9 protein-coding genes and 1 pseudogene are annotated in these 14,019 nt (G+C 43.4%); all 10 read right to left on the reverse strand.

Annotated features, from left to right (window positions below; all coding sequences use genetic code 11):
• Positions 1–226 precede the first annotated feature (226 nt).
• The 10 genes and pseudogenes from LKE88_RS08560 to LKE88_RS08605 all read right to left on the reverse strand — a co-directional run bounded on the left by LKE88_RS08560 (position 227) and on the right by LKE88_RS08605 (position 14,017).
• Entirely contained in the window at positions 227–1,144 is a 918-nt protein-coding gene (locus LKE88_RS08560; protein ID WP_338076938.1) for an IS3 family transposase, read from the reverse strand.
• Entirely contained in the window at positions 1,141–1,902 is a 762-nt protein-coding gene (locus LKE88_RS08565; protein WP_276803368.1) for a helix-turn-helix domain-containing protein, read from the reverse strand. Before LKE88_RS08565 ends, LKE88_RS08560 begins: the two co-directional genes overlap by 4 nt.
• A 2,072-nt stretch (positions 1,903–3,974) precedes the next feature.
• Positions 3,975–5,069, reverse strand: a pseudogene (locus LKE88_RS13195) (carboxylesterase family protein); the annotation flags it as partial.
• Positions 5,070–5,526: 457 nt separating this feature from the next.
• Entirely contained in the window at positions 5,527–6,372 is an 846-nt protein-coding gene (locus LKE88_RS08575) for an MBL fold metallo-hydrolase (protein WP_231086498.1), read from the reverse strand.
• A gap of 27 nt (positions 6,373–6,399) precedes the next feature.
• Complete coding sequence (locus tag LKE88_RS08580) at positions 6,400–7,704, reverse strand: SLC13 family permease (RefSeq protein WP_231086494.1); 1,305 nt, start codon at positions 7,702–7,704, stop codon at positions 6,400–6,402.
• Between the two features lie 165 nt (positions 7,705–7,869).
• Entirely contained in the window at positions 7,870–8,766 is an 897-nt protein-coding gene (locus LKE88_RS08585; RefSeq protein ID WP_231086492.1) for a LysR family transcriptional regulator, read from the reverse strand.
• 186 nt (positions 8,767–8,952) lie between these two features.
• Entirely contained in the window at positions 8,953–9,810 is an 858-nt protein-coding gene (locus LKE88_RS08590; RefSeq protein WP_231086573.1) for a MurR/RpiR family transcriptional regulator, read from the reverse strand.
• Positions 9,811–9,917: 107 nt separating this feature from the next.
• The gene (locus tag LKE88_RS08595) at positions 9,918–11,249 is read right to left on the reverse strand and encodes an SLC13 family permease (RefSeq protein ID WP_276803372.1); all 1,332 of its coding nucleotides are present in this window, start codon (positions 11,247–11,249) and stop codon (positions 9,918–9,920) included.
• Between the two features lie 45 nt (positions 11,250–11,294).
• Positions 11,295–12,896, reverse strand: a complete 1,602-nt coding sequence (locus tag LKE88_RS08600; RefSeq protein ID WP_231087044.1) for an N-acyl-D-amino-acid deacylase family protein — start codon at positions 12,894–12,896, stop codon at positions 11,295–11,297.
• A gap of 239 nt (positions 12,897–13,135) precedes the next feature.
• Positions 13,136–14,017, reverse strand: coding sequence for an amidohydrolase family protein (locus LKE88_RS08605; RefSeq protein WP_105327507.1), 882 nt, complete (start codon positions 14,015–14,017; stop codon positions 13,136–13,138).
• Positions 14,018–14,019: the final 2 nt, after the last annotated feature.

Here is a 14,019-nt window from a genome sequence, read left to right on the forward strand (position 1 = left end):
CACTTCAGGTTCGCGGACCGCACCAAGCCACGTTGGACTACCTTTCGGCCAGCACTAGCCCCAAATGGGGACAGGCTTTCCCACTTGGGGGGAGTCGTATCCATTTCTCAAGGCCTTGGCTGTAGAGAAATGGAATATACGACCCCTGCGACAGCCGTGGTTGGCATGCCTCCTTCAAGCGTGGTGTGCTCCCCGTCAAGTAGACAGTTCCTAATAATATAAACCTCTACGCCGCCATTTGGTAGCTATTATGTTTTTGCATAGGGGTCAAACGGCCCAAATTCCGCTGCAAACGGCCACTGTTGTAATACTCCATGTAGTTATTAATCATCGTTACCAAAGCTTTACGGCTGTCGAAGTCACGAGTATAGTACCGTTCTCTTTTCAGCATGCCCCAGAAGCCTTCCATCGGGCCATTATCAATGCATTTTCCTATCCGTGACATACTCTGCGTCATACCAGCATCTAGAATCATCTTGCGGAAATCCCTGCAGGTGTATTGGAATCCCCGGTCAGAGTGAAACAGGGGATGCGCGCCAGGGTTTTTCAACAATGCCTTATTGAAGGTATTGAATACCAAATTTTTATCGTTCCGGTTGCTTATCACATAGAAAACAATTCGTCTGTCATACAGGTCAATAATCGCGCTCAGATATACCTTATGCACAACTACCCCCTCATAGTAGTGAAATTCTGAGACGTCAGTACACCATTTCTGGTTAGGGGCATCGGCTTTAAATTCCCTATTCAAGATATTTTCTGCAATGTATGCAGGATCTATTGCACGCTGGGTGCAGCCCTTAGGGGCATATTTAATCGTAGACTTTATATTTATCACTCGACAAAGATGAAGAACGCGACCGTCACCAATTGCTATTGGTTTCGTGTCAGGATAGATCTTCTTATTTGGGGCTCGTAAGTCATCAGCTATTCGTCTGTACCCTTTAGCTGGGTCAGCCTTGTATATCTCTTCTATTCTTTTAGCAATTTCCTTGTCGTCAATTTCGCGTGCTGAAGGCTCTCTATGAAGCCATTTGTAGTAGCCGGCCCGGGACACTTTTCCCAATTTGCACAGGCCAAGAATAGGGTAATTCTTTTCAGCGTGCAGTTCTTTAATGGCTTCATAAATGGCTCCATATCTTATTTGTGTGAATCCCGCCTCCTTTCCACAATATCGAGTTTTTTTAGGAAATCAATCTCCATATCCTTGGCTTTGAGTTTTGCATTAGCCAGTTTGAGTTCAGCTTTCATACACTCATATTCTGTAGGGGCTTCTTCAGGGACTTCTACTGGCTTCCTGTGTCCGCGCCCATCTATGAGTCCTTCGGTATTGTACTTATTATATTTTAAGACGTAATTTCTGACTTGCTGGTAGGAAACCTTAAACTTTTCAGCGGTTTCATGGTAAGCATTCCCGTTTTCAATGCAGTATTTTACGATTTCAACGCGCTCGTCAAAGGTCGTTTGTCTAGCTTTAGTCATGATCTTGGCACCTCCAGTACCCGAACTTTTTAGTTCCTCATGACTATTATACTTCTTTAACCAGTCTCTGATTTGACGAGAACTTTTTAATCCGTATTTTTGTACCAGCTGGGACATAGTCGTTTCGCCCTTAAGATATTCCTCTACGCATTGGATCTTAAGATCAGCAGAATAACTTTTAACCTGTCTTTTGTTAAATACCTCAGGACCATTTCCTATATATTCATCTACCCAATACTGTACTGCTTTCCAGTGAACCCCTAACCTTTTTGCAGAAACCATTGGTGCTTCTTCATGAGCAAGAACAGCTTTGACAGCCTTTAATTTATCCTCTGCACTGACTTTCGATATAGACATTTTACATACTCTCCTTTCAACGAATCCAGGAGGTTTAACTATATGCCAGTCTACTTTATTCATAGCATACCAGCTTGAAGGAGGTGGCAGCCGCCAGGCTGACGGAGAAAGTTTCTGATTGCAAAGAGCGAAACTGACTGGTGAACGGCGAACCGCTGAAATGCCGCAAAGCGGCAATAGGGAAAGCACAGCAGAACAATACACTATTTAATTCTCCGCAATAGCCTGTTGCCAGCAGTCGACCAGTGGTGACTAGAACGCTTCCTGAAAGCATTGCGGTCGCAGGCAAACCCCCCAAAAGTTCTTACCTTGCAAAAAAGGTAAGAAGGTAAGAACTTTTGGTCCCTCAAGCCCTACCCCATTTTATTTTTCGACATACTTTGCAATTTTGCAGGCTAATGATATAATCACAATTGTCAAAAGCGCGCAGTGAAATTCATTCCTTGTACAGTGCACTTTGCATCACAATTTATTCATTTCTGCATTTATCATTGTCACTTTTCAAGTATTGGCTTTTCCCGCATAAGCATTGACTGCGTCTGGTTTTCTCGGCTGTTTCAGCTCTTTGAATTACCTTCTCCCAGCTGCCTTGATTTGGGCCCAGCTTTTCTCAGATCGGCAAAAAGCGCTTTGTGTTATACTCTTGTACATTGCAAGTAAACGGAATGATTTCTCCGGTGCATGGGACCTATTGCTATAATAAAATTCAGGAAAATATAAACATGGGGGTATATCCTAAAAGTACAAATAGCCCTATTAGGCCCAAAATCGGCTCAGAAGTGGCATTTTGCATACAGTCCATACGGAGGTTATGTTTCACTCTTTTCGCCCTTTAAAAGCGAAATTTGGTGAGATTTTCGTTCTTGGTCTGCAAAATAGCAGCTAGAACCCGGTTCCGGACCAGCCTGTTCAGTGCGACACAGGACAGGCAGATCCTGTTCAAGAGCTTTCCCGTGTAATCCACCTTGGCTGTAGCAGTCTGTAGGGTATAAAAGCAATATAGCGCTTAAAAGCCCTAGTTCTATAGCTACTTAGTGCTATGTAAATATAAAGCACCAAGCTTTTAGGTTTTTTAAATTATATTATATTAACTTGACTTATATTAACTTAACTTGGGTTGTCAGTTGGTTGCCAAAATGAAATTTCGGGACATTCACGGAAAAGTTTCTTCATTTCAATACATTTGTATTTTTAAAAAGGACGCACTGCATTTTTCTACAAAAAAATTTGCGTTGCTTTTTAAAACATAAAGATCGTAGCCTCTGTAACACTCATCCTTCACAAGCAAAACATCACCTATACCGCCATTTTTTCACTGCCAATACGTTTTCTAACGCTCGCCAACACTCGTTAACGCTCGTTAACACTCACTTGGAAGCTAGTTCAGACAAAAGCCCTGCTGACGAGAAAAGTTCTTCTTGCATAAATTAGGCCCCCAGCAGCACGCCAGGGGCCATTTTGTTTCCTTATGCAATTCGCTTTCCTTATTTCATATTCTTGAACCGGGCATCCATTTGGGAGCTGAACCAACGGCCGTTCATGACCTGCTGAATCAGGGTCTTCTTTTGGGCATTGGTGAGGGTTTGATCGGCTGCCATTTCGTCCAATACTTCCTTAATGGTGGTATGGGTATGGCTTTGGTCGATGACGGCTTTGTCCTTGGTGGCGTTGACAATCAGGGAAGAAGGACCATTGGTGGTATCGGTCCACTGCTGCCACTGGGGCAGGTTCTTGCCGTTGGGGTTGCCGGTGCGCATGAAGTTGCCTAAGTACTGCTGGATATCTTTCCGCAGGGCCAGGGCGCCGGGATTGCTGAAGGCATTTTTGGGGTAGCTGGCAACGGAGTTGGTAGCCAGTTCGGTTACGAAGGGAATCCAAATGCCATGGACGGAACCCAATAGGAAGGCGGATTCTTTTCCTACCAGTTCCGGGTTATTGCCGTAGGCAATGGACATGGTATAAATGGGTGCATCTCCGTAGGCGCTCTTCATAATTTCCGCGGATTCTTCTGCGTTAAAGAGGCCGTAGAGTTTGCCGCCGTACTTGTTGGCAAAAGCATATTCCTGGTGTTTTACCGGATCCGTAAAGATAGTCTTGTCCTTAATGGCCGAGGCAAAATACGGGTCTCCTTTCATAAACAGGGAGAATTCGTCCGTACCGGTAACCATCACCAGGGGCACCTGGTTGTAGCTCTTGGTGGCAAAGCCGTCTTTGGGCAACACCACGCCATCGGTGTACAAATGCGGGAAGGCTTCCATGCGGATAGCGGCTCCGCCAAAGGCGCCGGCCACCCGGTCTGCGGACAGGCCGTTCAAATAGGCTGCCACTTCAGGTTTATCCTGAAGCAGCCACTTGGCGGCTTCCTTGGTATTCTTTTTCATGCCGTCCGCTACCGCCAGGGGTGCAAAATGCTGGGCAAAAATCTTCTGGGCCCAGGCGGGCTTAGAGGTGGTCATACCGCCGCTGAAGAACAGGGCTTTTTGGAACTTGCCCTTGGCTGCCGGGGAAATCAAAAGGGCCATGACATCCCGGCCGCCAGAGGAGAAGCCGGAAATGGTGATATTGTTGGGGTCACCGCCAAAGTTGGCAATATTTTCCTTGGTCCAATCCAGGCCCTGAATCATATCCAGAACGGCAAAGTTCCCGGAATTTTCCTGGGGCGTACCATGTTTCAAGGCGGGCAGCGGGTTAAAGCCCAAAGCGCCCAGCCGGTGGTTGATGCTGATAACCACTACGTTGGCACTTTCTGCAAAATGCTGCATATAGGGCAGCTGTGCCAGGCCTGTCTGGTTGTTGCCCCCATGAATGAAGAACAGCACAGGAAGGCCGGTTTCCTTGGTGTTGGGCCGGTAAATATCCAAGTTCAGGCAATCCTCCACCCCTTGGGTATTGCCGGCAGTACCTTGGATACCCCGGGGACCGGGCTTATCCGTTTTCAGGATGCCCTTCCAGGACACCGGATCCTCAGGCGCTTTCCACCGCTGGGCCGTGCCATAGGGAACCCCTTTCCAAACCAGGGCCTTGTCCACCTGCACCCCTTGGACATAACCATATTGGGTATCCTGGAGAACCCCCTGATGGTAGGCAGAAACATCGGCCTTCTGCTGCTGGGCCTTTTGCTTTACCTGGGCCGCAGGGGCTTGGGCCGGCTGGGCCCACACCGGAGTCAGCAGCGTGGCAGACAAAGAACCTGCCAAGAGAGCAGAAAGCAGCAAACGCGTGTTTTTCATAAAATCGACCTCCCTGTATGCCTTTCAGTTATAAGAATAGTATAAATTATTTGCAAACTAATGAAAAATGGGTTTTCTGCATCTATTTATGCAGGTTATGCATAAATTCACAACATATTCGGTAGTCACGTTCTGAATAGTGGCCTGGAAAACGGAAATGAGTCTGTCGACAGAGATGGTAAGCAGTATGCTTGCATATTCCGGTCTGATTAGGCCCACCTGCACGGTGTTTTTCTTCCACCTTACCGCAGAATTTAGGCCACCATGCCGGCGATACTTGCCACCCTATTCATGAAATTAAGCACACTGAGCAACTGTGCCTGAGCTTAAAATAAAGAACAGACCCCAAAACTGTATTATATCGGTTTCGGGGTCTGTTCTTTATTTTATTTAACGACAAAAATTAGAAAAATGATACTCTGAGCTAACTTTTCGTAATTTAGGCGCATTTTCCCCCTTAAAATTCAAACGCTTCCGGAATTACATTTTTGCATTGGTTCAATACACCTTGGAGCATTTTTTGCCAGCCTCCAGGATCAATAAAGCCTTCTTCTTTTCCACCAAATTGTTTGTACCGTCCCAGCATGTCATAATTATGGTTATGAGAAGGTAAAACAATGTCAACCGGCAACTTCTGCAGTTCCTGGAGTCCTTTTACAAAGTCAGACTGGAGAGTATAGGGCAAACGGTTATCATCCAGTTCCGGACGGGTGAGGCCATTGAGGCCCAGTCCTCCATGCATGGCCGTAAGAACGGTTTTCCCACCTACTTCTGCGGGAATCACAAAGGTGGTTACACCAGGAGTATGACCCGGTGTAGCAATGAAACGAATCTTTACCTTTCCCATCTGAAACTCCTTATGATAATCATAATAGTTATTAATGGTAAAAGGTGGTACATGGTCCGCATCAATAATTAAATCTGGCCGCTCTGTAAAGAAAAAGGCATCCGGTTCTCCTAGCCAGACCTGAGCCCCAGAGTATTCCTGAAGATACCGGGTCCCACCCACATGGTCTACATGCCCATGGGACAAGAAAATATGGCGAATGTCATGAGGATCAAAACCCAAAGCACGAATACTGTCAAAAAGCAGGTATTGTGTTTCTTTAAAAGCCGGATCGATAAGAATCAGCCCTTCTCCGGTATCCAGCAAAAAGGTGGATACATACGTATTGCCAACAAAATAAATTGGCCCTGCGACATGAAAGGGTTCATGGTACAATTTCCAAGGTTCTGCATAAAAGCCGTGCAATTTTTTCATTAAAGCAGCCAAGCGTGCTGCTCTCTCTTCTTTGGTTTCCATAGGACCTACACTCCTTTTATCCTAAAGTTAGTAGATTAAACGCAGGACAATTGGCGCCCAGAGAACAAAGGCCAATGTCATAAGGACACAGGGCAGCCAGCCAATTTTAAAAAATTCTTTCATGCTGAAATTACAAATACCATAGGTATAGCCGCCAGCCGTAGCTGCCATAGGCGTTGCAAAACAAATCAGTGCGCCACAGGCTACTCCGGATACGGTCAGCCGGGGATCCATTCCCATATTGAGAGCCATATTGGCAGCAATGGGCGCAAATACTGCCCATACAGCCGTATTGCTCATAAACTGGGTAGCAAGCATGGTAACAATACAAAATACCGTTGCCAGTAGGACTGCATTATTCAAGGAAGGGAACGTGGTTGCCATCAGGTGGGCAATCCAACGTCCGGTACCAGATTTGTTAATGGCGGTAGACAACGGCAAGGTCCCAGCCACCAGAAAAATAACACTCCAGCTTACCGAATTCAGAGCTTCCTTCTGGCTAATCAGCTTCAGACCTACGGCAAGAGAAGCAAAACTGGTGCTAATCAGATACACAGGAACCAGCTTTGTAATGCTTGCCACAATCATGAAAATCATATTGGCAATGAAAATGAAGACGGCCCATTTTTCCTGGACAGGGGTCAGCTGGCTGAGTTTATCGTTTTTCGGGGCGGCAGCCTCTTCTGCTTCTTTCCGCTCTTCTGTGCCCGCTTTCTTGCCAAAATGCCTGCTGATAAACAAATAATAGGCAACCAACACCAGCCACATAGGAAATTTAATCCAAGTCATATCCAAGAGGCCATAGCGGACCGTTGCACCAGCGCCTTCCAAGTACTGGTTAAACAACAGAAAATAGCTGAGAGAACTGCCAATGGGCAACATCTGTACGCAAGCCCAAGTGCTTACATCTGCTACGGATTTAAATACCCGCTTTTTGTCCAGGCCTGTATCATCACAAATTTCCATCAAAATAGGAGTTACAGCCGCCAAAGTTGCGGTGGCGGTAGTCATAAGCCCCATAATCGTACAAGAAGCTAAAATAATCACCATAATCTTAATAGGATTACCGCCAGTGTGATTTCTCACAAAATATTTAATTTTATTGGTGAAACTGGTTTTTGCGAACACACCGCCGATAATGAAAAGTCCAATCCACGTAATGACTGTACTGTTGGAAAAGCCTGCCCAGGCCTCCTTTCCCGTCAATAGTCCAGTACCCTGCAGAAGTACCGGTACCATTAGAGCAGTGAAACCCAAAGGCAATAGTTCTGTCAAAAATGAAATTGTCATAAGCACAATTACTACTAACGTAGTAATAATGGGCAGGGTCATACAAATTCCCCCTTCATGTTAGTTTCAGAATATTCTGTTGTGATAAGTATACGGAATTTTCACGATTTTGTGAAATTCGCATTCTTTTACTTTACATGCAATATTTTCATACAAGATTTTGCACACAAAAAAGACTCTCCTCCTTAGAGGAAAGCCCTATAAATATCATAGCTGGAGCCTTTTGTTCTTCTCTTTAGCCTGACGCTGCAGATATTTGATGATATCTTTAAAGAAGAATATTTTTTCAAATTCCTTATTCCAAATCACATACACATTGGTAGTAAATTCATCCTCCAAGGGAAGCCCTACCACTCCATCGCCCGGTTTGAAAGAGTCTTCCATCATAAAGCCGCAGCCCAGTCCTTTACGAATCAGTTCTTGCATAATTTGGATCTGGTTGCAGCGATGGATGATTTTTAATTCTCCACCTGCTTTCTTAAATTTCTCCGGCAAGCCATGACGCATCAGATATTGATCTCCAAAATAAGAAATCAACGGCTCATGACAGATATCCTTGAATCCCACCTTTTCTCTATTAGCCAAAGGATGATTTTCCGGCACCACAAACAGAAAGCGGCGAGTACACCAAAGAAAATAGGGATACCGGCAGTTTTCCGGCGGATAGGGAACCAGCAGCAAGTTCACCTGCCCATTCTCCAATTTAGGAAGTAAATTGTGGGTTAAATCAGAGGTAACATTTACTTCCACTTTTGGAAATCGTTCATGAAGACACTGGTAAAAACTGGGGAAACAGGACACATTCGTCATAAACGTAGTTCCCAACCGCAGCACCTGCTGGCTGGAGGCATAGCTCTCCATCACCTGCTGCAGATATTTTGTTTCCTGAAGTATAGGGACAGCCATGCTAAGCAAAGTTTCTCCCGGCGTTGTAGGCAGCACCCCATGCCTGCCCCGGTACAGCAGAGGAACCTGGAATTCTTTTTCCAATTCTTTAATGGCTTTGGTCAACGTTGGCTGCGTCACATGAATTTTGGCAGCAGCCCGGGTAAAATTTTCTTCCTGGCAAACTGCTAGAAAATATTGCAGCTGAAGTAAGTTCATAACAGCGTCCTCCCCTATAAGCAAAAACTTTCCACCGCTTAAAAACGCCTAGCTAATTACAAAGTTGCATAAGTTCACTTTTATGTTATTTTATAACATATGACGGTAAATAACAGCAGAAAATCTATTTTTTCATCAACTACCTTAACATAGACAAAGGCTTTTTGACCAAACACACATGCATTCCTACTTTTCCTCATTTTCTTCATACGATTCATATACATTCAACTTCCGCGTGACAGTATTCTCTTCTTCAAACAACCGTATATGTGCCTGGGGATCCATCCGGCTAATCATTACCATCAGTGTATTTAAAATGGTAATGGTTGTAACAAAATAAATTTTCAATTTGTTCTTCGCTACAATTAAGTAATCGGCTCCTTGCGCCAGCGGAGATGTTTGGCTGTCTGTAATTGAAAGGATTTTACTGCCTATATCAGAAAAGAAATGCATAATTTGAATGGTAAATCGAGTATATTTAGGATATCCAATCACAATCAAAAAATCATTTTTTGTAACATATTGAAGCAGTAAGGATATATCATCATTACGGTTTTCTAGCAATATTACATTTTCTTTTACCCGCTTCATAAAGTGATAACAAAAATATGCCATAGAAAAAGTGGAACGTGAGCCTAATATGTACACATTTCCAGCTTTTTTAATTGCCGTACATGCAGCTTCAAGGGTTTTATATGTTTCTTCACTATATAAATTATCTAAAGCCGATTTTGCCTCTTCTATCTGATCATACAACATATCTTTTTTAGGAGTTTCTGTTACCCAAAACCGGAATTCTTTTACAGGAGAAATCTCTTTCTTTGCAATCTTCTGTACTGCCTCTTGAAATTCTGGAAAGGAATTAAATCCCAATACTTTAACAAAACGAGTAATGGTAGAGGTGCTAACACCAGATTTTTGGCTTAACGTGATAATATTCATAAATGCTATTTCAATCAAATTATTGCGTACATAATCAGCTAATTTCTTTTGATTTTTTGTTAGGGTATCATATTTTCCATCAATGATTTCTAATATTGCCATTTGATTCACCTCATCTCTCCTATTATACAGCATTCTTGCTTTTCTTAGAAAAAAGGAGTATTCGATAGACATTTATAGTCTCGAATACTCCTTTTTCCAACTAACGATTAAACCGGGAAGAATATCGGCATACCTACAATGGCCCAGATAACGATAAACACAATAGATACCATGGAAACACACCAACCGCCGAATAGCATAGCTTTGATGCTCTCACTTCTTGCCAACCCCATAGGTGCTATCATATTAGACCCAGGATAAATAGACGTAGTTACCCGGGAGCCGCAAATCAAGGCCAAAGCCCATACTTCTTCAGGAACCTGTGTTGCTTTAACTGCCTCGATAAACAGGTCATTGGTAACCTGCAATTGTGCAACAGCACCGCCATTGATACCAAAGGACCCTACCAACGTGCCTAATATTACAACAGTGGCCCGGCTTCCTTCTCCTACGAATTGGAGGAACCACTTACCCAATGCCTCAAAACCATGCCCCAGATTGATATATTCCAGCATCATGTTTAAGAAGATGAACAGCAGGAAAGTACCACTCATTTTCCCCATTCCTTGAGAGAATGCTTTGAACATCGTGGATAGAGACATTCTGCTGAAAACTGCAATAACTACAGCCAAGGTCAGCATAACAAATACGGTGTATGCCGTTCCCTGATGGGTCATCATGCTGTAAGCTAAAAGGCCTAAAAAGCCAAGAATGAAAATTACAGTTGTTCTTTTTTCTCCGCTGCTAACTTCTGCGGTTTGCTTTTCATCCTCCGACAGCACATACACTTCGTCATAAGAAGGATCCTTCTGAATGCGAGTCCCACACCAGTAAATAACAGCAAGCCAAATCAAGCCGTACGGGATAGCTGCCCAAAGCATCATTCTGCCATAGCTCAGCCCCGTAATTGCCAATAGTGCAACCGTCGGTCCGGTAAAAGGGCCCCAGATAAGTCCTGTTTCCCCAGAGGACTGGAATAAGCATGCAACAGTTGCTGGTTTTAGTCCAGCAGCAGCTACAACAGGAATCAAAATGGGGGCAATAATAGCACAGCCGCCAGCTAGTGTACCCAAAAGGCCGCATACGAGAGTTGTCGTTATAATAACGCAAAGGATGGCACGTTTTTCCGTCTTCACCCCTATATATTTGACAATCCAATGTACCAGTGTATGTGTCACATGCGCTTCGCTCATAACTGCGCCTAATCCAGCTCCACACATAATAATCAAGCCAATTAAGCCCAGTGTAGACCCCAAAGATTTTTGAATCAATTTAGCCGTTAGCGCTGGGGTTTGACCAGTTAAAATATATCCCACCAGACATGCTAAAAACGAAGATGTCAAAGCATGCACTTTTGGTTTGAAGGCTACGATAATATAAACGAGAAGCGGAAGCAAGGCCCACAAGGATTCCTTTGGTACTAATGCATAAGGTCCCATACAATTTCCTCCTTATCCCCAACAAAATATGCGTTTTTCTTTGACTTATGACAGTGGATGCAACACAACAGTACCTTGATTTTGAGGAATTCTCGTTCCATTTTCCAAAGCTAGTTTTCCTTTTAATAATACATAGAAAATTCCAGCCGGTTGTTTTTTGGAATCCAAATATGTGGATTTATCCTCAATCGTTTCCGGGTCAAAGATTGTTAAACTAGCGATATATCCTTCCTTTACTTTTCCCCAATCAGATAGCCCCAATACTTTTGCAGGAAGGACAGCTGCTTTTTCAACTGCTTTTTCCAATGGCATTAATTGATGTTCCCGCACCGTTTGGAAAAATCTTGGAAATGTCCCGAAACTCCGGGGATGCGGATTCCCCTTAAATAGTGAGTCATCAAGAGGCATTGAATATCCATCTGTTCCCACACTAACGAAAGGCTGCGCCATAATTTGCAGCATATCTTGCTCATCTAAGCAAAAATAACAACAAGGTACACCACCGCCTAATTCTGCTAAAAGTCTGGCTGCAGCTCTTTCCGGCGCAGTCTCAAAGGCCTCTGCAATATCGCTTAACATTTTCCCATCCAGCTCTGGGTATTTGTTCCTGGTACTGACAACGAGTATTTTAGCACTGCCACCCCGACGTTCCATTTCTTCGCCAATCTCTTTCAGCAACTGCTCTGATGGATCTGCTAAGCGTTCACACATTTTTTCGTAACCGCCGCTCTGTGCCCAGCCGGGAACTAGTGCGGCCAAATTGGTTGAAGTTGCCAAATAAGGGTATTGATCACAAGTAACTTCCAACCCTTCTGCTTGTGCCTTACGAATTTTATCCAATAATTGCGTTGCTTTTCCCCATTGCGGCTTACCAATTAGTTTAAAATGAGAAATTTCAAGATGTACCTGACTTTGCCGTGCAACTTCCAACATTTCATCTACAGCTTCAAAGATTTTAGTGCTCTCACTTCTCATATGAACTGTTAAAATTGCATCATATTTTTTCAATATTTTTGCCAAATAAACAAATTCATTTAAATCCCCATAAGAACTTGGCGGATAAATTAATCCCAGGGACATACCAAATGCCCCATTCTGCAATTCAAATTCTAACGCTTCCCCCATTTTCTTTAATTCTTCGATAGTAGGCGGACGCATATCGAAGCCCATAACGGTTCCGCGCAAGGTACCATGTCCTATTAATACACCGATATCCGTAGCTGCACGAACAGAATCAACATGTTTTTTATAATCAACAATCGTATCATCCTGCAACACCATATCACCTAACGGTAATTCCAAACCTGCACCCACAAATTCTTTTGTTTCCGCTCTGCAAGCATCGTTGGTAGGAAGACAAGAAATGCCACAATTTCCCACTATTTCAAGGCAAATTCCCTGACAAAGTTTACTATCCATGAAATAGCCTTTGAAAAAGGGAGTAAGATCAGAGTGACTGTGGATATCAATAAACCCTGGTGACACCACAAGTCCAGAGGCATCGATTACTTTAGCAGCTTGTGTGCCTCGCTCAGGCCCTACATAAGAAATTCGGTCTCCCGTAATTTCAACACTTGCCGGGTATGCTGCAGCGCCAGACCCATCGATAACCAAGCCATTTTCAATCAGGATATCTGCTGTAGACACAAAACCACCTCCAAAGATTTTTTCTTAGCCAAAGTTTACCATGATGTATGCATATTTTCAATTTTTATTTTCATTTTTTTGTATTTTTGAAAATTAATTTTCGTTAATGATTAAAAAGTAACAACTTACTGCAAAGAAAATTCTCTAAACCAAAAAAGCCCCCAGCATTATGCTGAGAGCCTTCTAGGTTCATCCTACTATATGAATTTTAATTTTTCCAAAGCAAACTATCTTTTACGTCATTCAAATTTAAATAAGTGAGCAGGGTTTTCTACCAGGGTTTTATAAAAGATTTTCTCATCACCAACTTGCTCCATCAATTGATCTAGCATAAGGCTGTCATCGGGGCATGGCACTCCATTTGTATAGCAACGTGGATGAGGCCAATCGGTTCCCCACAGCAAACGATTTGGATTACTCTTGGCATATTCCTTACCGATCTCAATTGTATCGGAAAAATCCTCCTTTTGGCTTCCAAAGTAGTACCCGGATAGTTTAACCCAAGCCTTTCCCTGATCCAACCACTTACAAATTTGACGAAAAGCAGGATGTTTAATCCCTACGCCTGCCGGAAGATTTCCTCTATGATCCAAAATCAGTTGAACTGGTAAAGCTTCAAAAAAATCCTTCTTTTCCACAAGCAAATCAGCGTCTACCCAAAGACATACATTCCACCCCATAGGAGCAATTCGTTTAACCAACAACTGAATATCATCCCAAGGTTGTACATAGCCGCTTGTCATGTTCAAACGAATGCCTTTTACCCCAAGTTCATCCATGCTTTTCAGTTCTTCATCGCTAATTGAATTGTTGATTACAACAATGGCTCTGGCATTCTTTTTTCCAAGTTGTTTCAATGCATCAAGGGTGCAGCGATTATCCAACCCATAAGCAGAAGGTTGAACTATCACGTCTCTTGTAATACCTAATTTATTTTTCAGCAACTGATAGCAGTTAACATCAGCGGGCGGCTGATTTCTTTTATCTGAAGAAATATAAGGGAAACGTACCGGATCATAAATATGATGGTGACAATCGCAGGCATTCAATGGAATCTTTTGGTTAGGAAAATTACGTCCTCCGCAATAAGGGACCTGATTTCTCACTTCAGTAATTAACATAA

Origin of the sequence: Acidaminococcus hominis (assembly GCF_022484025.1) — a bacterium.
GTDB lineage: Bacteria > Bacillota > Negativicutes > Acidaminococcales > Acidaminococcaceae > Acidaminococcus > Acidaminococcus hominis.

Coding starts and splice junctions, on each gene's coding strand:
- LKE88_RS08565 (WP_276803368.1), bottom strand. CDS start 1,902: ATGAATAAAGTAGACTGGCATATAGTTAAACCTCCTGGATTCGTTGAA.
- LKE88_RS08575 (WP_231086498.1), bottom strand. CDS start 6,372: ATGGAAACCAAAGAAGAGAGAGCAGCACGCTTGGCTGCTTTAATGAAA.
- LKE88_RS08580 (WP_231086494.1), bottom strand. CDS start 7,704: ATGACCCTGCCCATTATTACTACGTTAGTAGTAATTGTGCTTATGACA.
- LKE88_RS08585 (WP_231086492.1), bottom strand. CDS start 8,766: ATGAACTTACTTCAGCTGCAATATTTTCTAGCAGTTTGCCAGGAAGAA.
- LKE88_RS08590 (WP_231086573.1), bottom strand. CDS start 9,810: ATGGCAATATTAGAAATCATTGATGGAAAATATGATACCCTAACAAAA.
- LKE88_RS08595 (WP_276803372.1), bottom strand. CDS start 11,249: ATGGGACCTTATGCATTAGTACCAAAGGAATCCTTGTGGGCCTTGCTT.
- LKE88_RS08605 (WP_105327507.1), bottom strand. CDS start 14,017: ATGTTAATTACTGAAGTGAGAAATCAGGTCCCTTATTGCGGAGGACGT.